The following is a 19556-nucleotide window of genomic DNA, read 5'->3' as shown; positions in this document are numbered from 1 at the left end:
CGGGGACGGAAAGATCGTCAGTCTTTCGACACACTCTTGAAGTCATAGAAGAAGCCGGACGGATGGATGCGATAACCTTCAACATCCTTGGCCGAAGCCCCGACCGAAACCTTGTGCACCAGCGGAATGATCGGTGCATCGTCATGCAGGATATTCATCGCCCTGTGATAGGTTTCGTCCTTTTCCGCGCCGGGCGAAAGGGTCCGGCCGGTATCGACCGCCTCGTCAAAACCGGCATTGTTCCAGAACTGGTAATTCAGCCCGGCTTTGGAATGGAACTGCGATTTAAGGTGCAGGTCCGGATGGCCGGTCATCTCCGGGGTCCAGAACACGACCGAAATGTCGTATTCACCGCGCTTGACCAGATCAAGCATCCCTTCCCATGTATACATCTGCACATCGGTGGCGATACCGTTCTGGTTCAGAAGGGCGGCGAGTGCCTCGGTAATCGCGGGCATTTCGGTCCGGCTGGAATAGCTGAGGATACGAAGTGTCAACGGCGCGCCATCCTTTTCCCATTTGCCGTCATTCTGTTCATATCCGGCATCGTTCAGAAGCGACGTCGCCAAACCGGTATCAAGCTTGAAGGGGGCATCGGCCTTGGGCGCCCAACCAAATTGCGGGCCGAAAAAGTCCCACGCCGGTTCGCCAATCCCGTCAAGCGCACCCTTGACGATCAGATCACGATCAACCAGCGCATTGACTGCCTGACGAAGGCGCACATCCGAAAGCGGGCTTTTGTCCCCGGCATTGAACGCACCGTAATAAAGCCCGGCAATCGGTTTGGAATAGACCTTGAAGTTTTCATCGCGTGACAGACGTGCCACATCGGATGGCAGCATATTGTCGATGAAATCAACCTCACCGGCCTCAAGGGCCAGGGTGCGCGAATTGTGATCGGGGATGAACCGGTATTCGACTTTCGAAAGCGCCGGTTTTTCACCCCAATACCCATCAAAACGCGTCACGATGGTGCGGTCCTGTTTGCGGTATTCCTCGAACTTCCAGGGGCCGGTGCCGACCGGTTTGACGAATTCACCTGCATCATTGAACGATGCCTTGGCATAAATGCCGGTGATCGCGTCGGTCAACTGGTTGGGAAGTGCGGCAAACGGCTCGTTCGTCTCGATCGCGAGAACCAGCGGTTCGGCCACCGACATCTGCTTGATGTTCAAAAGGTCGGCGGCATAGGGCAGAAGCGCAATCACCCGTTCGAGCGAGTATTTGACTGCCCCGGCATCAAGCTTTGTTCCGTCATGGAAGACGACATTTTCACGCAGGTTGAAATGCCAGACAGTCGGTGAAACGCGTTCCCACGATGTAGCAAGACCCGGAATGGTATTCAGGTCATAATCCAGTTTGACCAGCGTATCGAGGATCTCGCTTTCATTGAAAAAGCGTGACCGGCGCGGCTGCATTGCCAGCGGAAGGGCTTCCCACATGGTGCCGACAACCAGCGTATCCTGTTCGGTTGCGGCTGCTTTCTGTGGTGCGGTTGCGATGGCACCGATTGCCAGTGTTGCAAAGGCAAAAGTGCAAAGGGTCTTCCTGAATATCGTCATAATGATCCTTCTAGTGAAGATAGTTGATCTGACTGAGCCGGAAACGATCGCCAAGCGCGTCTCCAAGCAGGTTTACGGCAATGACAAACCCGGCAATGGTCAGGCCAGGCGCAAGAACCAGCCGCGGGTAATCGCGAAGATAGTTGCGGGATTCAGCAATCATCAGGCCCCATTCCGGCGTGCCCGGTTCGACACCAAGTCCAAGGAAACTGAGCCCGGCAAAGGACAGGATCACCCATGACATGGAATAGGCGCCAAGGGTCAAAAGCGGCCCGATGATGTTGGGCAGGATATGGCGTCTTGCGATCCGGTGATGCGTTGCGCCAAGTGCCTCGGCTGCCATGACATAGGGCTTGGCCCGTTCGACAATCACCGCATTGCGAACGATCCGGGCATAGTCGGTCCAGTGAATGGCAATCAGGGCAATGATAACGGCGTTAAGTCCAAGCCCCAGCACCCCGGCGATGATCATGCTGATTGCCAATGCCGGGAAAACCGAAATACCCTCGCAGAACCGCATCAGGATGCGGTCCGGTGTCCCGCCGATCATTGCTGCAACCGTGCCAAGCAGACTGCCAAACAGGGATGACGCAATCACCACGATAATCGCCGATGCGGTGGTAAGCCGTGCGCCATAAAGCAACCGCGAAAACACGCAGCGCCCCATCGCGTCCGTACCCAATGGATAATCCAGACTTGGCGGCTGCAACCGAAACAGGAATTGCGCCTGATAGGGATCATGCGGTGCAAAAAACGGCAGGATCAGGATCGCCACCATCACCGATACGACAATGGAAGCATACATATTGCCATTCCGGCCAAGAAGGGCTGTCAGCTTTTCGTGGGCGACGGATTTGGGGACAAAGGATCGTGCCAGCATCTAGACGATCTCGCGCGTTCGGGGATCGTAAACCGATATGGTGATATCGACGACCAGATTGACCAGAATGTAGGACGCGGCAATCAGAAGGAAGCAGGCCTGTATCGCCGGATAATCACGATTAAGCAGCGATTCCACCAGATACCGTCCGATCCCCGGCCACGCAAAGAGCGTTTCAACAATGATCATGCCATCAAAAATCCGGGCAAATTGCAGCCCGGAAAATGTCAGAAGACCCGGTACGATATTGGGAATGGCATGATGCAGAACCACGCGCCGCCGTCGCCCGCCCTTGGCGCGTGCGGTGCGGATGTAGGGTTTTGATAATTCTTCCAGAAGACTGCTGCGCACGAACCGCGACAGAACGCCGGTGATGGATGTCGCAATCACAAGGGTCGGCAAAATGGCATGCTGCCATGTGCCGTGCCCCCCGGTCGGCAACCAGCCCAGCGCAAGCGAAAACAACAGGGCAAGCAGCAGCGAGTACCAGAAATTCGGGATCGACATGCCGATCACGCTGATGATCCCGGCAACCCGGTCAATCTTGCTATCGGGATAAATCGCACACAAAATGCCGATCGGCACCGCGAGTAAAAGGGCAACCGCCAGTGCACAGATCGCAAGGATCAGCGATTGTTCGATCCGTAACAGAATGTCGGTGATAATCGGCTCGCGGGTCACAAGCGAAAGGCCAAGATCACCCTGCATCAACCCGCCCAGCCAGCGCAGATACTGCACCGGCAACGGATCGTTCAGGCCATGCGTATCGGCAAATCGTGCAACCTGCGAAGCATCGGGTAGGGTGCCATCCATCTGCGCCATCAGCAGGACTTCGGCAAAATCACCGGGCATCAATCGCAGCAGGGCAAAGCCCGCAACCGAAACGGCAAGCAGCAGAACAAGAGCATGTGCAATGCGGGCTGCCAGGCGGGACGCCATCGGATCGATTTTCCATCTTGCGCTATGAACCGGGAATTCGAAACCGCACCGGGCACGGTTCGAATTAATATCGCAAGTAATATGCAGTTGCATTAAAATGATGCAACTGATTTCCATTATTAATTAAGTAACTTATGAGTATGTTGATTGTATCTGCTGATAAGACACAATCTTTGGGTGAGGCTATGCCAAAATCACGGTTTTAGATGGATAAGTTTGCTGTCTGATACAGCTTCAGGTTTTCTTTGGCGCGTAAAAAGGCAAATCCGGTTTCGCCGTGCTCCAACGAAACGGATCGGATTCTGGGGCGGCTAAACTGCGGTAATGCCAGGATCAGCTGTTGGCAAGGTCTTCGGGGGTATAGTCCATTTCATGCAGGATTTCGCCGGTCTCGTGGTCGACTGCCTGTAATGTCACACCATATCCCCACAACTGCCCGATATAGCCCAGCGTCATTTCCGCTTCGGACTTTTCAAGCCGGATACCGTCATGTTCGGTATGCTGGATGTAAAGCTGCCGGTTGCCACGAATATCAACATCCACCACCTGCATGTCCGGTTCGCGGACTGAAATATCATGCATGCGCGCCAAGGCCCGGCGCACCTTGCGATATCCATTGTCGTCATGGATGGCCGCGACTTCCAGATGCGGGCTGGAACTCAGATCCTCGATCAGGAACATCCGCATGTCGCGCATCAGTTTGGGCGACAGGAACTGCAGGATGAAGCTTTCATCGCGGTAATGCGCCCATGCTTCTTTCAGGGTTTCGATCGGCTCATTATTGCCCGCAATATCGGGGAACCATTTGCGGTCTTCCTCGGTCGGGTCGACACAGATGCGGTGAATGTCCTGCATCATGGCAAAGCCAAGCGCATAGGGATTGAACCCGGAATAGCGCGGATCATCATATTCGGCCTGAAACACGACGCGCGAATGGTAATCGATGAATTCCATCATCGCACCTTCGGAAATCAGGCCCTTGTCATACAGGCTGTTCATGATCGCGTAATGCACATAGCACGCACAGCCTTCATTCATCATCTTGGTCTGTTTCTGCGGATAGAAATACTGCCCGATATTGCGCACGATCCGCAAAATCTCGCGTTCCCAGAGCTGCATGGACGGGGCATTTTTTTCCAGAAAATAAAGCAGGTTTTCTTCTGGCAGGCCAAACTGCGCTCGGCGTTCTTCCATCCGCATTTTCCGGCGCATTTCATCAAGGTCTTCGTCGTCCTTTTCGGCCTGGGGCAGGGTGCGCCACAGATCGTTATAGGTCTCATCCTCGTATTTCGCGCGTTCGCGTTCGCGCTCAAGTTCCTCGGCCAGATTGGGTTTTTCCGGGTGCGAATACCGGTTTACCCCCTGTTCCATCAGGGCATGTGCCGCATCCAGAACCCGTTCGACCGCATCAAAGCCGTACCTGTCCTCGCACTTGGCGATATAGCGTTTGGCAAATTGCAGATAATCAAGGATGCCTTCCGCATCGGTCCATTGTTTGAACAGGTAATTGTTCTTGAAGAAATGGTTATGGCCAAATGCCGCATGGGCAATCACCAATGCCTGCATGACGATGGTGTTTTCTTCCATCACATAGGAAATGCAGGGGTTGGAATTGATCACGATCTCATAGGCAAGGCCCTGATATCCCTTGCGATACATCACATCGTCGCGCACGAACCGTTTGCCGAACGACCAGTGGTGATACATCAACGGCATGCCGATGGATGAATAGGCATCCAGCATCTGCTCGGATGTGATCACCTCCACCTGATTGGGATAGACATTCAGCTTCAGTTCGTTGATCGCGATATCCTCAATCGCGTCATAGGTGGCTTTCAGGGTGTTGAAATCCCAATCCGCACCGGAAAACAGAAGTCCGGGCGCGCTATCGGATGCGGCTGTTTTTTCCATGTCCGCTTTGGTCGTGCGTTTCTCGGTCATCCTTTGACCCCGCTTAGTTTTTCTGCACGGTTCTTGGCAAACAGTTCCCGGAAGACCGGGAAGATATCGGCGGCCTTGGTTACCCGTTTAAGGGCAAATCGCGCATTGGCGCGGGCAACCGGGGCATAGGCCTTCCAAAGGGCGGTTTCTCCTTCGGCGGACGAAAAAATCTCGGCCTCGCGCTCGTCGGTGATTTCGATATAGGCGTAATACTGGCATTTCGGCAAAAGGTCCTCGGCCAGCAACGCCGTGCATTTCGCCCCGTCATTGGAATAATTGTCCCCGTCCGATGCCTGCGCGGCATAGATGTTCCACTGATCGGTCGGGTAACGATCTTTCAGCACCCGTTTCATTTCCTCTAACGCGGTGGAAACGATGGTGCCGCCGGTTTCGCGTGAATAGAAAAATGTTTCTTCATCCACCTCGGCTGCCCGCGATGTATGGCGGATAAACACCACATCGACATGTTCGTAGCGGCGATGCAAAAACAGATGCAGCAGCATGAAGAACCGTTTCGCCAGTTCCTTCATCTGTTCGGACATCGATCCCGACACATCCATCAGACAGAACATGACGGCCTGGGTATTCGGATCGGGGATTTGCTGAAACTGGTTGTATCGCGTGTCGATGGGATCAATGAACGGGATCGCCTTCATGCGGCGCTTGGCTTCTTCAAGATCGGCCAGCAACATGTGAAGGGTATCCTCATCGGGCTTGGTCAGTTTGCCGGACGGGCGTTTTTCGGCCTTGGCCTGAAGGGCGGCGATTTTTTCTTCAAGGTCGCGGATTTCGGCGGTTTTCGGGCGGCGCAGGCCAATCCGGCGCGCCAGAGAATTGCGCATCGTGCGCACAAGGCTAAGGTTGGCGGGCGTTCCGTCCGATGAAAAACCCGCGCGCGCCGTGCGAAAGGCGGTGGTCTGTTTCAGGCTTTTTTTCAAAAGGTCGGGCAGTTCCAGATCTTCGAAAAAGATATCAAGGAACTCGTCACGCGACAGGGTGAACTGAAATTCGTCTTCACCGTCGCCATCGGGGCTGGCTTGTGATCCGCCCGCACCGCCATCACCACTTTGCGGACGCGCGATCCGGTCGCCAGGGACAAACTTTTTATTGCCGGGCAGGACATAATTACGATCCCCGCCGCGTCGCGCGTGATGGAAGCCCGGTTCATGCAGGGTCTTGCCCGGGATGGTGATGGAATCGCCGCTATTGATATCGGTGATGCCGCGGGTGCGGATGGTGTCTTCTACTGCTTTTTTGATCTGTGCTTTGGCACGCCGCATAAAGCGCTGCCGGTTGCCAAGGCTTTTGCCTTTCGGGTTCTTGCGGCGGTCGACGATATAAAGCATGGGCAATCACATCCTTGCTTGCGCATCTGTCGTTTCGAGAACCCCGGCCGGCGGCTCGTTGGAAAACCGTCGACCGGGAACTCGGTGCACCGGGCGGACAAGGGGACAAACCGCCCGGTGCGGGTCGGCAAAGCCGCAGCTTGGGGCTCAACCGGCCTTATTGACACGCATGTACCATTCGACCAGACGGCGGGTCTGACGTTCGGTATAGTTACGATCAATCATGCGTTTGACGAACTCGTTATGCTTCTTCTCGGTGTCGCTGTCTTTTTTCGACCCGAAGGAAATCACCGGCAGCAGGTCTTCGACCTGGCTGAACATGCGTTTTTCGATGACTTCGCGCAGTTTTTCATAAGACGTCCATGCCGGGTTCTTGCCCTTGTTATTGGCACGTGCACGCAGGGCGAACTTGACGACCTCGTTACGGAAATCCTTCGGATTGGCGATACCCGCCGGTTTTTCGATCTTGGAAAGCTCCTGATCGATGATTTTCCGATCCAGCAACTGACCGGTATCTGGATCCTTGAAGTCCTGATCCTCGATCCATGCATCGGCATAGGCGACATAACGGTCAAACAGGTTCTGGCCGTAATCGGAATAACTTTCTAGATAGGCCTTCTGGATTTCCGCCCCGATGAACTCCGCATAGCGCGGTGCCAGCTCGGATTTGATGAAATCCATATAATCCTTCTCGCGTTCCTCGGGATATTGTTCGCGCCGGATCGCCTGTTCCAGCACATACATAAGATGGACCGGGTCGGCCGCGACCTCGTGGGTGTCGTGGTTGAAGGTTTCCGAAAGCACCTTGAAGGCAAACCGTGTCGAAATGCCGTCCATGCCCTCGTCGACGCTGGCGGTGTCGCGATATTCCTGCATCGACTTGGCTTTGGGGTCGACATCTTTCAATGTCTCGCCGTCATAGACCCGCATCTTGGAATACAGGTTTGAATTCTCGTGTTCCTGCAAACGCGACAGGACCGAAAACTGTGCCAGCATTTTAAGCGTACCGGGCGCACATGCCCCCTGTTCCAGTTCGGACCCCTGCAACAGCTTGTCGTAAATCTGTGTTTCCTCTGTCACCCGCAGGCAATAGGGGACCTTGATCACGCTGATACGGTCGATAAAGGCCTCGTTGTTTTTATTGGCCTTGAAGGTTTGCCACTCGGCCTCGTTCGAATGCGCCAGAATAAGGCCCTGGAACGGGATCGCACCAAGGTTTTCAGTGCCGATATAGTTACTTTCCTGCGTTGCCGTCAGCAACGGATGCAGCATCTTGATCGGGGCCTTGAACATCTCGACAAATTCAAGAAGCCCCTGATTGGCGCGGTTAAGCCCGCCGGAATAGCTGTACGCATCCGGATCGTTCTGGCTGTAATATTCAAGTTTGCGGATATCGACCTTGCCGACCAGCGACGAAATATCCTGGTTGTTCTCATCGCCCGGCTCGGTTTTGGCAATCGCAATCTGACGCAGGCGCGACGGGATCAGCTTAACGACCGAGAATTTCGAAAGATCGCCACCAAACTCGTCCAGCCGTTTGACCGCCCAGGGCGACATAAGCCCGGTCAGGCGGCGTTTGGGAATGCCGTATTTGTCTTCGATCGCATCACCCATCTTGGCCGGGTTAAACAGGCCAAGCGGACTTTCGAAAACCGGGCTGATCTGATCGCCAGCTTTGAGCACATAGATCGGCTCGACTTCCATCAGTTCCTTTAACCGTTCGGCAAGCGAACTTTTACCGCCGCCAACCGGGCCTAGCAGGTAAAGAACCTGTTTGCGTTCTTCCAGGCCCTGGGCTGCGTATTTGAAGAAACCGACGATCCGTTCGATGGTTTCTTCCATGCCGAAGAAATCCTCGAAGGCGGGATATCGTTTGATGGTGCGGTTCAGGAAAATTCGGCCGAGACGGGAATCGGTCGAGGTGTCGATCATTTCGGGTTCGCCGATTGCCTTGATCATCCGCTCGGCTGCGGAGGCGTAGGCCGATGGATCATCGCGACATAGATTAAGATAGTCCCGGATGGTTAGTTCGGTTTCGCGTTTTCCGTCATAGCCTTCCGCATACAGCTCGAAGATGTCCTTGTCTTCAGCCATGGCGCGGTCTCCTTTCCAACGTTATCGCACTTCTGTCAGATGTCGTTTCCTGTATTCTTTTGATCTTGGGGCGTACCGGCCAGATGGCGGGGCCCGATCCTGTTGTATGAGTGCGGCGGATTTTGCTGCACTGCGGTGGCATTGAAAATAGCCGCCGTTCATTCTGTCTACGCCCGAAATAAACATCTCGTTTAAGCGGGCGGTGAGTAAATAAACTAATGAACTTTATTTAAGGTTCGTTTAAAGGTCTGCCAGATATTGGCAAAGAAAACGGCTTTGATGACTTTTTAGAATGGCTTGCAATATTTGCAACCAGCGATGGAAATTTTGCAGCCCCGGCATGCGGCGGCCAAAAGTCACTTTTTGTTGCGGGCAGACGTTGCCGGTGAATGCACCCGGATATGGTCTGCTCCTGTAACCTTGTCCCTTTGACGTGGGGCTTCCGGTTTCATTCCGCAATGCCCAACTTCCGAATATTGTTGGTAAAAACGCATGCGAAACGATCAATTCAAAGTGACCGGACCCGACATCGGGAATAGCTTGCCCGGGCGGGGAAAACATCCGCCGTACCCATTTTGCAATTGCACAGTCGAACAGCAAAATTATATCAGTTCTGTCTTTCTACTGTGCGCCAAACCCGCCCCGAAGGGAAGTATCGAATGACCGATGGTAGCGTGAATTTCGTCGAAAGTGGTGAACTTGATCACCTGATCGCACAGGGCAATGTGACCCTGATTGATGTCCGCGAACCCGACGAATTTAAGTCCGGCCATATCAGCGGGGCGATCAATATGCCGACCTCGAATTTCGACATTCCGGCACTTGTCGACCTTGCCGACGATAAAGAGACGGATCTGGTCTTCATTTGTGCCGTCGGACAACGATCTTTTGGCGCCGCCAACGCCGTTTTGCCCCACCTCGACTGCAAGGTGATGAACCTCAAAGGCGGCCTGCAAAGCTGGATCCGCGACGGATTTGACCTAACCCAAGCCTAACAAACGCCACGCGCCTTTCCCTCTATCCGCCATCGTATCCACAGCCCGAACACCAAGAATCGCAAACCAAACTGGAACAGGTCCTCTAGGCCAACACGCCTACCCACAGACCCTCTCCCTTCCTCATCCTCATCCCTTCCTCGTATTCTCCCTTCCTTGTTCTCGTTCTCGTTCTCGTTCTCGTCCTAGTCCCCCCACTCCCGCTCCATACGCCACCTCCTCCAACAACCACATCGATTCTCGTTGACGATTTCTCATATATGGGATTAATTCCCATGTTGTCGAATTTGAGGTGATGGGATGATGGATCGGAGGATTGCGGAGCGGTTGGGGGCGTTGCGGGCGGAGCGGGGATGGTCGCTTGAGGAGCTGGCCGCACGCAGTGACGTCAGCCGGGCCAGCCTGTCGCGGCTTGAGAATGGCGAGGTCAGTCCGACAGCGCATGTTCTGGGCAAGCTTTGTGCCGCCTATGGCCTGCCGATGTCGCGCCTGATACAGATGGTCGAGGACGAGTTCAAACCGCTTGTTTATCGCGGTTTGCAGCGGACCTGGGCCGACCTGGAGACCGGTTTTTTCCGACGGACGGTTTCGCCACCCGCGCAGGGGCTGATGGCGGAAGTCATCGAATGCGAACTCGATCCCGGCGCACGGATCGAATACGAGGGATCACCACGCCCAGGGCTTGAACATCATCTGGTGATGCTGGCAGGGCAACTGCATATCACGGTGGAAGGCAAGGCCTATGTGCTGAATGTCGGGGATTGCCTGCGATACCGGCTTTCAGGCCCCAGCAGCTTTGAAGCCCCCGCCGATAAAGGCGCGATCTATCACCTTTTCATCGTATGAAAGTATGAGGCCCCCAAAAAAATGAGCGACAAGATCACCATTGCAAGCTTTGACGCCGATCAGCTTGAAAGCCACCTGGAGGCGTTTGGCGAGATGCTGCATGCCTGCGTGCATGACGGGGCCAGCATCGGATTTATCGAGCCGTTTGATGCCGCCGCCGCAATTGGCTTCTGGCGCGACATGGTTCTGCCTGCGATGCGGGGCGGCAGACGCGATCTGTTCGTGGCGCTGTTAGACGGCAGCAAGGTGGTCGGAACCGTGCAGCTTGATTGCGCCACCATGCCCAATCAGGTCCATCGTGGCGAGGTCTGCAAACTGATGGTGCATCCGCACTATCGCCGCATGGGCATTGCGCGGAAACTGATGGAGGCGCTTGAGAGCCGGGCGTTTGAACAGAGGCGTCACCTGCTGACACTTGATACGAGAACAGGCGACAGTGCCGAGCCGCTTTATGCCTCGCTCGGTTTTGAAACGGCGGGCGTGATCCCGGCCTATGCCCGCGATCCGTTTTCCGAAAAGCTGAGCGCAACGACGGTGATGTATAAGCGGCTTGCCAATTAACGCGCAGGTGAACGATTCCCGTATTCTGTATTCAAAACCGCTTTTCTGGCATGCCAGATTGCGTAGAAAAAGTGAATAATCAGCCCGATTATTCACTTTTTGCATTGCAGCATGTGATTGCCGGGCAGGGCGCTTTCCCCCGGAACAGAAGACCTTCATGCTGCTGTGCAGCGCACTAAGGGTTAATGCGTGTGACAGTGGTATGACCAAAACATCTTGAATGCCAAACCGGGTTGAGCGCATCTTTGCGCCTGAAAGCTTTTGTATAAAATAAAAAACCCCGGAGGACGTTCGTCATGAAGAAATTTGCCCTTGCGGCGGCCCTGATGGCTGCCGTTGGTTTTACCGGCATGACCCATAGTGCCATTGCAGCCGATCTGACATTGCGGATTTCGCTGCAACTGCCGATGAAAAGCCACCTTGGTCAGAACCTTTTGATGTTCAAGAACGAGGTCGAGGAAAAATCGAACGGCGAGATCGCGGTCGAGATTTATGACAGTGCGCAGCTTTACAAGGACAAGGAAGTTCCCGCCGCCGTCGGTTCCGGGGCGATTGAAATGGGTGTGGCATCGCTGACCCGTTATGTCGGTGATGTTCCGGCGGTCGACGTGTTCTATCAGCCGTTCCTTCTTGATTCCGAAGAGAAAGTCCGTGCCGCGGTTGCCAAGGGATCGCCGGTGCGTGGCCCGCTTGACGAGGCGATTGCCGATACCGGCGCGACCGTCCTGTGGTGGCAGGCATATGGCGGATCGATCATGCTGTCGAACGGTGGCCCGATCAAAGGCCCCGAAGGTCTTAAAGGTCAGAAAGTCCGCGTATTTTCCAAAACCCAGGGCGATTTCATTTCAGCGGCTGGCGGTGCGCCGACCCTTATTTCCGGGTCCGAGCAGTATATCGCCTATCAGCGTGGCACGGTTGATGTCGGCATGACCGGCATGTCGGGCGTCAAATCCCGCCAGCTTTGGGAAGTCATGGATACCGTGACCGCCACCAACGATGCCGATGTTGAATTCATCGTGGTGATCAATACCGATTTCTGGAACGGCCTTTCGGATGCGCAGCGCGACATCATTTCGACCGCGGCAATGAATGCGGAAAAAGACGTGCGTGATCGAATGTCATCGATCGAAGCCGAAGCCTATGAAGAAGCCAAAGCCAACGGCATGACCGTCTATACCCCGACCGAAGAGGAAATGGCGGCATGGCGTGAAGTTGCCAAACCGGTTTACGAGGAATTCCTCAACCATACCGGTGATCTGGGCAAGCAGGTCTTTGATGCGGCCAGCAAGCTTTAAGCCTTGCCGGTGATTGCAAACTGAACTGCCAATAAAGAAGACATCATCGCATTTTCGGCGGCCCCGCCGTTGCGGTGATGTCTTTTCATCTATTCACCAGTCTCTCATTTCAGGAGGCGGTCGCGACCGGAGGCCACCATCCCGGCACGGCCAGGATTTTTATCATGTTTGATCGTTTGATGCTTTTGCTGGCCTGGATCGCGGCCCTGCTGTTTGTCGCAGCGGGCGTGATGCTGACCTATGAGGTCGTGGCCCGTTATTTCTTTATTCGTCCCACCATCTGGGCGGCAGAGCTTTCGCAGCTTTGCCTGATCTGGGGATCACTGCTTGGCATGCCCTGGGCATTGGCGGCACGGCGGCATATTTCCGTCGATGCGGTCACCCGGCTTTGCAAGCCGGGGATGCGCCGTTTGCTTGAAATCATCGCGATGGCGGTGGTTCTGGTGTTTTCCGTTCTGGTGACGATCAAGGGCTGGGACATCTTTTTTGAAAGCTTCGAGCGCGGCCGCACCAGCGGCACGATGCTTGACCTTCCGGCGTGGGTTGCGGAAATCCCGGTCGTGATCGGTTTTGCGCTTCTGGCTGTTCAGGCCGTCATTGAAATTGTCGGCGTGATTCGCGGCAAGGATATTCCGGAAGGGGCGCACGAATGACGATTATCCTGACACTTGCGGCAATGTTCGCCTTGCTGCTGATCCGTGTGCCGGTGGCCTTTGCGCTGGGCGGGCTTGGTCTTGGCATGCTGATTATTGGCGGCTTTTCGCCGCTGATGGCCCCCCAGGCGATCTTGTCGACACTGGATGGTTTTATCCTGCTGTCGGTGCCGCTGTTCCTTTTGATGTCCAACATCCTGCTGCGTGCCGGGGTCGGCAATGACCTGTTTGCCGCGGTCAGCGCATGGGTCGGTCATTGGCCGGGCGGGCTTGCGGTGGCGACCATCCTGTCGTGTGGCGTGTTTGCCGCAATTTCAGGATCGTCGGTGGCAACCGCAGCCACGATTGGCACGGTCGCCATCCCGGAAATGGTCCAGCGCGGCTATAACAAGCGTTTCGTCTATGGCCTGATGGCGGCGGGCGGCACACTTGGCATCCTGATCCCGCCATCAATCCCGATGATCATTTATGGCTTTGTCACAGAAGAATCGGTGATTGCGCTTTTCCTTGCCGGGGTCGGGCCGGGCATTGCGTTGCTGTTGCTGTTTATCGTTTATTCGATGATCTATGCCCGGTTTGGCGGGCAGGAACGCGAACCCAAACGTGGATGGGATGAACGCAAGCGCGCCACGTTAAAGGCCCTGCCTGCCGTCCTTCTGGCGGTGCTGATCATATCGGGGATCTATTCCGGGGCCTTCACCCCGACCGAGGCCGCGGCCATCGGCTTTGCCGCTGCCCTTCTGATTACGGCGGCGATGCGGGTTCTGACCTGGAAGGCGTTGAAGCTTGCGATTTTTGATACCATGGCGACCACGGTTGCGATCATCCTGATCATTGCCGGGGCCAAGGTGTTTGGCAAGGCGATCACGCTGTATCGTATCCCGCAGGATATCTCGATGATGATCACCCAGGGGATCGATACCGAACTTGGCTTTATCCTCGTCGTGACGGTCGTATTGCTGATCATGGGGCTGGTGTTTGAAGCGCTTTCGATGGTGCTGATCATGACCCCGGTTCTGTTGCCGGCGGCCCTGGCACTTGGCTTCGATCCGATCTGGTTTGGGGTCTATATGGTGATCATGGTTGAATGTGCGTTGATCACGCCACCGGTGGGGCTCAACCTTTATGTCATTCAGTCGGTGGCGAAAACGCGATTGGGCGAAGTGGCGCGCGGTGTGTTGCCATTCCTGCTTCTGATGTTCCTGACCGCGGCCATTCTGTATGTCTGGCATGATCTTGCCCTGTATATTCCCTTTAAACTGTGAAGTTACCAATGATCAAACAAACGTCACCCGCCGATAAACTCCGTGCGCTTCTGGCAACCGGCGATCTGATCACCATGCCGTGCTGCTTTGATGCGTTGTCGGCGAAACTGATCGAACAGGAAGGTTTTGGCCTGACTTTCATGTCGGGCTTTTCGGCCGCTGCATCGCGGATCGGCGAACCTGATCTTGGCCTGATGTCTTATGGTGAAGTCCTTGATCAGGCACGCAACATCACCGATGCGGTTTCGATCCCGGTAATCGGTGATGGCGATACCGGATATGGCAATGCGATGAATGTGAAACGCACCGTGGCGGGCTTTGCCAAGGCAGGCTGTGCCGCGGTGATGATCGAGGATCAGCTTGCGCCGAAGCGTTGCGGCCATACCAAGGGCAAGGAAGTTGTTGGCCGGGACGAGGCGTTTGATCGTATCAAGGCCGCCGTCGATGCACGGGAAGCCGGGGCGGATATCCTGATACTCGCGCGTACCGATGCCCGTCATCAGCATGGTTTGAGCGAGGCGATTGACCGGGCCGCGAAATTTGCCGAACTGGGGGCGGATATCCTGTTTGTCGAAGCCCCGAAAACGGTTGCGGAAATGCGCGAGCTTTGTGCCGCACTGCCGGGGCCGAAAATGGCCAATATCGTCGAGGGCGGCGAAACCCCCGATCTGACACCCGAAGAACTGAGTGATATCGGCTATCAGATCGCGGCCTATCCATTATCGCTTATGGCAGCCGCGATGAAGGCGATGGTCGAAACCCTGCAATTGATGAAGGCGGGCAAGCCGCGCACCGATATGTTGATGGATTGGGGCCAGTTGCGCAATCGCATCGGCTTTGATGCCTATTACGAGGAATCGGAACGCTATGCGACGTCGAAACGCGGGTAGGGGACGAGAAGTAATCTGATATTACGTCAAACGGCGCGCGAGAACCCCCTCGCGCGCCGTTTTGCGTTTTGAGTCCGGTGATCATCAGTCCGGAACACGGGCGATGACCTTGATTTCGAAATCAAACCCGGCCAGCCAGTTCACCCCGATTGCCGTCCAGTTCGGATAGGGGGATTCGGGGAAGACGTCACCTTTCACCTTCATGATCGTTTCAAACTGATTTTCGGGATCGGTGTGGAAGGTCGTGACATCGACGATATCGTCAAGCGTGCAGCCACCTGCCTTAAGCGTTGCTTCAAGATTGGCGAATGCCAGACGAACCTGTGCCTCGAAATCCGGTTCTGGGGAACCGTCGGTTCGGCTGCCGACCTGACCTGAAACGAACAGAAGGTCGCCCGATTTGATCGCCGCGGAATAGCCGTGTTCGGCATAAAGGGCGTGCCGGTTGGCGGGGAAAACGGCGTTACGCTGTGCCATGTGGATTATCCTTTGTGTCTGTATGGAAAATGTTGATGCCGGTTTTATCCGGTTCAGGTCTTCAGCCCGGAATGCGGGCAATGACCTTGATTTCAAAGTCGTACCCGGCCAACCAATTGACACCGATTGCCGTCCAGTTCGGATAGGGGGCTTCGGGGAAAACCTCGCCCTTTACCTTCATGATCGTTTCGAACTGATTTTCGGGATCGGTGTGGAAGGTCGTGACATCGACGATGTCGTCAAGCGTGGCACCACCTGCCTTAAGCGTTGCTTCAAGGTTGGCAAATGCAAGGCGGACCTGTGCCTCGAAATCCGGTTCGGGTGAGCCATCAGAGCGGCTGCCGACCTGACCGGAGACGAAAAGAAGATCGTCCGATTTGATCGCGGCGGAATAGGTTTGATTTTCGTAAAGGTCATGCCGACCGGCGGGGAAAATGGCGTTACGCTGTGCCATCTGGATTTCTCCTTTTATGTGTGTCTGAAAATGCTGCCGACGGAGTTGTATCCGGCGTGCAATTTCACATACGATGCGTATATAAAAATCAGATACACGGCGTATGTCAAGTTTTATATACGTGACGTATGTGAAATGATATATGTCAGGCAATCAAAAAGGAGACATGCAATGGCTGTACGACGTCGCCAGGAAACGATGGAAGAAAACCGCGAAAAGCTTATTTCCGCGGGGCGCAAGGCATTCGGATCACAGGGATTTGCCGCATCATCGATGGATGAGATGACGGCATCGGTTGGTCTGACGCGGGGCGCGCTTTATCACAATTTCGGTGACAAGAAGGGGCTGCTTGCGGCCGTGGTGGCGCGGGTCGATGGCGAGATGGTCGCACGCGCCCAGGCCGCCAGTGCTGATGCCGGGGACGAGTGGGAACAGCTTCTGGCCGAAGGTGCGGCCTATATCGCGATGGCGCTTGATCCCGAGGTGCGCAGGATCGTGCTGCTGGATGGTCCGGCCTTTCTGGGGGATCCGTCGCACTGGCCGAGTCAGAATGCGTGTCTGGAAGCAACGAAACAGGTGGTCGGGAAATTGATCGCGGACGGCGTTATGAAGCCAGTTGATATCGATGCGGCTGCGCGTCTTCTTTGTGGTGCCGCGCTGAATGCGGCCTTGTGGGTCGCAGACAGCGATGATCCGAAATCAGCCTTGCCCAAGGCGGTTGATGCCTTCAGCCTTATGGCCGAGGGGTTTCTGGTCGAGAAACGATAGTGTCCCCTGGCGGTAAGACGACAATGCCAACGTATTGAGTTTGTCGTACCGCTGACTGGATGCCCGCCTTCGCGGGCATGACGTTTGGGGGCCTTTACAAATCTGCCCGTCGCTCCCGCGGAAGCGGGGGGCGATCGTGCCGCGGTTTCGATGCCGGGGCAGGGAGAGATTGCACGGGATTCCCGTTCCCGTGTTACCGAAAAACTGGCACTATCGCGCAAATCCCGCATGACGGTCCAAACCGCCAGCCACCATAAAATCCGAGGACGCGATGGAATATGTCCCCTATCTTCTGACCGCCTATGCGATTTTTGCCATGGCGGTAATGTCGCCCGGTCCGAATTTTCTGGCGGTGACAAGCGCCTCGATGACGGTGTCGCGCCGGGCGGGACTGGGGATTGCGCTTGGCATCGGGACGGGTACGATCTGCTGGTCGACGATGACGGTTCTGGGCCTGACCGCGATCCTTGCCGCGTCCGAGGAAGTGGCGATTGCCCTTCGCTGGATCGGCGGTGGGTATCTGATCTATATGGGGTTCATGGCGCTTCGCAGTGCCTATAAAAGCCGGGGGCAGGGGCTTGAGGTTCCGGTGTCGGATGCGAAGGCGGATCGCCCTTTGTGGCGCTATGTCCGGCGCGGACTTCTGGTGCAGATGAGCAATCCCAAGGCTGCCCTTTTCTGGTTTTCGATCATGTCGATTGTGCTTCGGCCCGATGCACCGGGCTGGGTCGGGCTTGCGATTGTGCTGGGCACGACGACGTTTTCATTTGGTTGGCATCTAGCGCTGGCGTGGTTCTTTTCAACCGAGGCCGTCATGCGCGTTTATCGCCGCGCCTACCGCGCCATTCAGGGCGTGATGGGGACGGCGTTTGTTTTGCTGGGTGGGCGGATGATCGCGAACTAGATCATCCATCAGCCAAAAGAAAACCCCGCAGCCAAAAAGGCGATGCGGGGTTTTCTTTTAATGGTGCCGGCAGAGAGACTCGAACTCCCAACCTTCGGATTACAAATCCGCTGCTCTACCAATTATAGCTATGCCGGCCAAGCGGCGCGAAACATAATCCGGGCCGTTCGCGAATGCAAGACTTTGAAACAGGGAAAAGATCAGAAAATTGCTTCCCTGAAAATCACGGTCCTGTCGCGGTTGTCCGCGCGCTGTGATGCCGGTTTGGCATCACGGGATTCGCCAAAGGTTTTCAGCCGCGTGTCCGGTACAGTTCGTAAAGGGCAACCGCGGCCGCGTTCGATACGTTGAGGCTTTCGATACGGTCCGACATCGGCAGTTTGACGAGGAAATCGCAATTTTCGCGCGTCAGGCGGCGCAGGCCGTCACCTTCGGAGCCCATGACGATTCCGACACGGCCCTTCAGCTTGGCCTCTGCCAGGGTCTGTTCGGCATAACCATCCATGCCCGCCAGCCAGAAGTGGGCGGCTTTGAGTTTTTCGATGGTGTGGTTGAGGTTGCCCGCATGAATATAGGGCACGGTTTCCAGCGCGCCGCTGGCCGATTTGGCCAGAACGCCGGTTTCCGGCGGGGCGTGACGGTCGGGCACGATGACGGCAGCCGCACCAAAGGCGGCCGCACTGCGGAGAATCGCACCGACATTGTGCGGGTCAGTGACCTGATCAAGGATCAGGACCGTGCATTGTTCTTCATCGCGGGTATCGGCGATCAGTTCTTCGACGGAAATCTGGGGCAGGGGGGCGCAATGCATGGCCATGCCCTGATGGACGGTGCCCGGCGGCAGCATTTCATCAAGATCTGTGCGCCCGGCGGCGTCCAGCTGGACATCGGTGCGTTCGGTATCGGCGAGGGCGGCAACGATTTCGTCGCGCACGGCCTCGGACGCCCAGATTTTGTGAATCGTGCGTTGCGGATTGTAAATCGCGTTCAGAACCGGATGACGGCCAAACAGAATCAGGCGCGAAGCGTTGCTTGCATTGCCGCCGTCACGACCGCGTTTTCGTCCGCGACGCGAATTGCCGTCACGTTTATCATCGTCTTGCGGGAAGCTGTCGCCCGGACCCGTTCCGGTCGAACGGTTGGCAGAACGTGAATTGTTGCGACGCGACATAATGGCGGAAACCTCCGGACGGTAAGGGTGTGAATGCACTTTGTTTCGCTTTGGAACGAAAGCATGGGGAACATATAGGAAAGGAAATACGATTTCGTGTTTTTTTTGCTGTTGACAAGGAAGGGCCCTGCAACGTATTCCCTCCCTCGCCGAACGAAGCCGGGGGTTAACCCCGACAACGTTTTGACCCTGATGGAGGGGTGGCAGAGCGGTCAAATGCAGCGGACTGTAAATCCGCCGACTTAGTCTACGCAGGTTCGAATCCTGCCCCCTCCACCATTCTCTCGCCCTCGCGAGAGCTCGCAAAGAGAATATGCGGGTGTAGCTCAATGGTAGAGCAGAAGCCTTCCAAGCTTACGACGAGGGTTCGATTCCCTTCACCCGCTCCAGATTTTATATGATCCCGTCGGCTCGTGCGGTGGGTTCTTACGTGTTTTTTTTGGTTCGGATTAGGATCTGAGTGTAATGGCTAAAGAAAAGTTTGCGCGTACAAAACCGCACGTGAACGTTGGCAC

19 protein-coding genes and 3 tRNA genes are annotated in these 19556 nt (G+C 55.6%); 11 read left to right on the top strand and 11 right to left on the bottom strand.

Going from position 1 to position 19556, the window contains the following annotated elements; all coding sequences use genetic code 11:
- Positions 1-17 precede the first annotated feature (17 nt).
- The 7 genes from TH5_RS06830 to TH5_RS25275 all read right to left on the bottom strand — a co-directional run bounded on the left by TH5_RS06830 (position 18) and on the right by TH5_RS25275 (position 9323).
- Positions 18-1562: an ABC transporter substrate-binding protein gene (locus TH5_RS06830; protein ID WP_114121231.1), complete on the bottom strand. Its 1545-nt coding sequence runs from the start codon at positions 1560-1562 to the stop codon at positions 18-20.
- A gap of 10 nt (positions 1563-1572) precedes the next feature.
- A complete protein-coding gene (locus tag TH5_RS06825; protein WP_114121230.1) occupies positions 1573-2442 on the bottom strand; it encodes an ABC transporter permease in 870 nt (289 codons plus the stop codon).
- Positions 2443-3381, bottom strand: coding sequence for an ABC transporter permease (locus tag TH5_RS06820; RefSeq protein ID WP_114121337.1), 939 nt, complete (start codon positions 3379-3381; stop codon positions 2443-2445).
- A 333-nt stretch (positions 3382-3714) separates the two neighbouring features.
- Positions 3715-5322: a SpoVR family protein gene (locus TH5_RS06815; protein WP_385968206.1), complete on the bottom strand. Its 1608-nt coding sequence runs from the start codon at positions 5320-5322 to the stop codon at positions 3715-3717.
- Complete coding sequence (locus tag TH5_RS06810; RefSeq protein ID WP_114121229.1) at positions 5319-6668, bottom strand: YeaH/YhbH family protein; 1350 nt, start codon at positions 6666-6668, stop codon at positions 5319-5321. Before TH5_RS06810 ends, TH5_RS06815 begins: the two co-directional genes overlap by 4 nt.
- 147 nt (positions 6669-6815) lie before the next feature.
- Positions 6816-8762 carry a PrkA family serine protein kinase gene (locus TH5_RS06805; RefSeq protein ID WP_097050743.1) on the bottom strand — a complete coding sequence of 649 codons (1947 nt, stop codon included), beginning with the start codon at positions 8760-8762 and terminating at the stop codon, positions 6816-6818.
- Positions 8763-9002: 240 nt separating this feature from the next.
- Positions 9003-9323: a hypothetical protein gene (locus TH5_RS25275; protein WP_147250058.1), complete on the bottom strand. Its 321-nt coding sequence runs from the start codon at positions 9321-9323 to the stop codon at positions 9003-9005.
- A 98-nt stretch (positions 9324-9421) separates the two neighbouring features.
- Between TH5_RS25275 and TH5_RS06800 the strand changes: the two genes are divergently transcribed.
- From TH5_RS06800 to TH5_RS06770, 7 genes are all read left to right on the top strand, one after another.
- Positions 9422-9757, top strand: a complete 336-nt coding sequence (locus TH5_RS06800) for a rhodanese-like domain-containing protein (protein ID WP_114121228.1) — start codon at positions 9422-9424, stop codon at positions 9755-9757.
- A gap of 300 nt (positions 9758-10057) precedes the next feature.
- On the top strand, positions 10058-10603 hold the full coding sequence (locus TH5_RS06795; RefSeq protein ID WP_114121227.1) for a helix-turn-helix transcriptional regulator: 546 nt from the start codon (positions 10058-10060) through the stop codon (positions 10601-10603).
- A gap of 21 nt (positions 10604-10624) precedes the next feature.
- Positions 10625-11164, top strand: a complete 540-nt coding sequence (locus tag TH5_RS06790; protein ID WP_114121226.1) for a GNAT family N-acetyltransferase — start codon at positions 10625-10627, stop codon at positions 11162-11164.
- A 296-nt stretch (positions 11165-11460) separates the two neighbouring features.
- A complete protein-coding gene (locus TH5_RS06785) occupies positions 11461-12459 on the top strand; it encodes a TRAP transporter substrate-binding protein (RefSeq protein WP_114121225.1) in 999 nt (332 codons plus the stop codon).
- 164 nt (positions 12460-12623) lie between these two features.
- Positions 12624-13112, top strand: coding sequence for a TRAP transporter small permease (locus tag TH5_RS06780; RefSeq protein ID WP_114121224.1), 489 nt, complete (start codon positions 12624-12626; stop codon positions 13110-13112).
- On the top strand, positions 13109-14377 hold the full coding sequence (locus tag TH5_RS06775) for a TRAP transporter large permease (RefSeq protein WP_114121223.1): 1269 nt from the start codon (positions 13109-13111) through the stop codon (positions 14375-14377). Before TH5_RS06780 ends, TH5_RS06775 begins: the two co-directional genes overlap by 4 nt.
- Positions 14378-14385: 8 nt before the next feature.
- Entirely contained in the window at positions 14386-15267 is an 882-nt protein-coding gene (locus TH5_RS06770; RefSeq protein WP_114121222.1) for an isocitrate lyase/PEP mutase family protein, read from the top strand.
- A gap of 84 nt (positions 15268-15351) precedes the next feature.
- Here the strand turns inward: TH5_RS06770 and TH5_RS06765 are convergent, their stop codons facing one another.
- The gene (locus TH5_RS06765) at positions 15352-15744 is read right to left on the bottom strand and encodes a RidA family protein (protein WP_114121221.1); all 393 of its coding nucleotides are present in this window, start codon (positions 15742-15744) and stop codon (positions 15352-15354) included.
- 61 nt (positions 15745-15805) lie between these two features.
- On the bottom strand, positions 15806-16198 hold the full coding sequence (locus TH5_RS06760) for a RidA family protein (RefSeq protein WP_114121220.1): 393 nt from the start codon (positions 16196-16198) through the stop codon (positions 15806-15808).
- Between the two features lie 171 nt (positions 16199-16369).
- On the opposite strand from TH5_RS06760, the gene TH5_RS06755 reads away from it, so the two are divergent.
- A complete protein-coding gene (locus TH5_RS06755; RefSeq protein WP_062959195.1) occupies positions 16370-16966 on the top strand; it encodes a TetR/AcrR family transcriptional regulator in 597 nt (198 codons plus the stop codon).
- A gap of 271 nt (positions 16967-17237) precedes the next feature.
- Positions 17238-17870: a LysE family translocator gene (locus TH5_RS06750; RefSeq protein ID WP_062959194.1), complete on the top strand. Its 633-nt coding sequence runs from the start codon at positions 17238-17240 to the stop codon at positions 17868-17870.
- A 61-nt stretch (positions 17871-17931) separates the two neighbouring features.
- Here the strand turns inward: TH5_RS06750 and TH5_RS06745 are convergent.
- Together TH5_RS06745 and rlmB are read right to left on the bottom strand one after the other, a co-directional pair.
- Positions 17932-18008 (bottom strand) — tRNA-Thr (locus tag TH5_RS06745).
- A gap of 154 nt (positions 18009-18162) precedes the next feature.
- Positions 18163-19041 carry a 23S rRNA (guanosine(2251)-2'-O)-methyltransferase RlmB gene (gene rlmB, locus TH5_RS06740; RefSeq protein ID WP_114121219.1) on the bottom strand — a complete coding sequence of 293 codons (879 nt, stop codon included), beginning with the start codon at positions 19039-19041 and terminating at the stop codon, positions 18163-18165.
- A 194-nt stretch (positions 19042-19235) separates the two neighbouring features.
- Between rlmB and TH5_RS06735 the strand changes: the two genes are divergently transcribed.
- Positions 19236-19320: transfer RNA gene (locus TH5_RS06735), tRNA-Tyr, on the top strand.
- Between the two features lie 36 nt (positions 19321-19356).
- Positions 19357-19430, top strand: a tRNA-Gly gene (locus tag TH5_RS06730).
- Positions 19431-19556 lie beyond the last annotated feature (126 nt).

Source organism: Thalassospira xianhensis MCCC 1A02616 (assembly GCF_003326475.1).
Taxonomy (GTDB): Bacteria; Pseudomonadota; Alphaproteobacteria; order Rhodospirillales; family Thalassospiraceae; genus Thalassospira; species Thalassospira xianhensis.
This window is presented reverse-complemented; position numbering and strand designations above follow the sequence as displayed.

Bases quoted from the DNA above. Each gene is read 5' to 3' on its own strand.
- TH5_RS06825 (WP_114121230.1), bottom strand. From the start codon at position 2,442: ATGCTGGCACGATCCTTTGTCCCCAAATCCGTCGCCCACGAAAAGCTG.
- TH5_RS06765 (WP_114121221.1), bottom strand. From the start codon at position 15,744: ATGGCACAGCGTAACGCCGTTTTCCCCGCCAACCGGCACGCCCTTTAT.
- TH5_RS06815 (WP_385968206.1), bottom strand. From the start codon at position 5,322: ATGACCGAGAAACGCACGACCAAAGCGGACATGGAAAAAACAGCCGCA.
- TH5_RS06785 (WP_114121225.1), top strand. From the start codon at position 11,461: ATGAAGAAATTTGCCCTTGCGGCGGCCCTGATGGCTGCCGTTGGTTTT.
- TH5_RS06795 (WP_114121227.1), top strand. From the start codon at position 10,058: ATGATGGATCGGAGGATTGCGGAGCGGTTGGGGGCGTTGCGGGCGGAG.
- TH5_RS06755 (WP_062959195.1), top strand. From the start codon at position 16,370: ATGGCTGTACGACGTCGCCAGGAAACGATGGAAGAAAACCGCGAAAAG.
- TH5_RS06775 (WP_114121223.1), top strand. From the start codon at position 13,109: ATGACGATTATCCTGACACTTGCGGCAATGTTCGCCTTGCTGCTGATC.
- TH5_RS25275 (WP_147250058.1), bottom strand. From the start codon at position 9,323: ATGTTTTCCCCGCCCGGGCAAGCTATTCCCGATGTCGGGTCCGGTCAC.
- TH5_RS06790 (WP_114121226.1), top strand. From the start codon at position 10,625: ATGAGCGACAAGATCACCATTGCAAGCTTTGACGCCGATCAGCTTGAA.
- TH5_RS06750 (WP_062959194.1), top strand. From the start codon at position 17,238: ATGGAATATGTCCCCTATCTTCTGACCGCCTATGCGATTTTTGCCATG.
- TH5_RS06805 (WP_097050743.1), bottom strand. From the start codon at position 8,762: ATGGCTGAAGACAAGGACATCTTCGAGCTGTATGCGGAAGGCTATGAC.
- TH5_RS06820 (WP_114121337.1), bottom strand. From the start codon at position 3,381: ATGGCGTCCCGCCTGGCAGCCCGCATTGCACATGCTCTTGTTCTGCTG.
- TH5_RS06800 (WP_114121228.1), top strand. From the start codon at position 9,422: ATGACCGATGGTAGCGTGAATTTCGTCGAAAGTGGTGAACTTGATCAC.
- TH5_RS06830 (WP_114121231.1), bottom strand. From the start codon at position 1,562: ATGACGATATTCAGGAAGACCCTTTGCACTTTTGCCTTTGCAACACTG.
- TH5_RS06780 (WP_114121224.1), top strand. From the start codon at position 12,624: ATGTTTGATCGTTTGATGCTTTTGCTGGCCTGGATCGCGGCCCTGCTG.
- TH5_RS06770 (WP_114121222.1), top strand. From the start codon at position 14,386: ATGATCAAACAAACGTCACCCGCCGATAAACTCCGTGCGCTTCTGGCA.
- TH5_RS06760 (WP_114121220.1), bottom strand. From the start codon at position 16,198: ATGGCACAGCGTAACGCCATTTTCCCCGCCGGTCGGCATGACCTTTAC.
- rlmB (WP_114121219.1), bottom strand. From the start codon at position 19,041: ATGTCGCGTCGCAACAATTCACGTTCTGCCAACCGTTCGACCGGAACG.
- TH5_RS06810 (WP_114121229.1), bottom strand. From the start codon at position 6,668: ATGCTTTATATCGTCGACCGCCGCAAGAACCCGAAAGGCAAAAGCCTT.